General features: G+C 44.6%; 1 protein-coding gene. It reads right to left on the bottom strand.

What is annotated here, in order from left to right; translation table 11 throughout:
* Window positions 1-451: MFS transporter (locus KH400_RS21070; protein WP_217227993.1), on the bottom strand; the 451-nt coding region annotated here is incomplete at both ends.

The following is a 451-nucleotide window of genomic DNA, read 5'->3' as shown; positions in this document are numbered from 1 at the left end:
GTGCTTAGAAGCGTGACAGATAAGCTTTGCATAACCCCCCAAATAAATAGGGCGAAAATCAGCAACATCCACGAGAATGGCGCATAAGGAAGCAAGGCTAGAACAACCGCAATTCCACCCAGCACAAAGACAAGGGAACGAGTTTTACCGAACCAGTCTGCTAATTTTCCAGTAAACATACTCATAGAAAAGCCGACGCCATAAGCCATAATAAGAAGTCCAGCAGTTGATTGTCCGCCATCAAACAGACTTTGCAAATAAGCACCTAAAAACGAGTACATGCCGTAAAATCCAAGCATATTGCAAAACGTCACAGTCAAATAGGCAGGCACACGATCAATTTTCAAAGCTCCCCATAAAGCGCCTGTTTTCTCTCTAGCTTGAGGTGCCTTCGGATCAGCTGCTCTGACTTGTTTTCTTGATTCAAGGATGACGAGCAGCAGGACAATGA

Origin of the sequence: Desertibacillus haloalkaliphilus (assembly GCF_019039105.1) — a bacterium.
In the GTDB taxonomy this organism is placed as follows: Bacteria; Bacillota; Bacilli; order Bacillales; family KJ1-10-99; genus Desertibacillus; species Desertibacillus haloalkaliphilus.
This window is presented reverse-complemented; position numbering and strand designations above follow the sequence as displayed.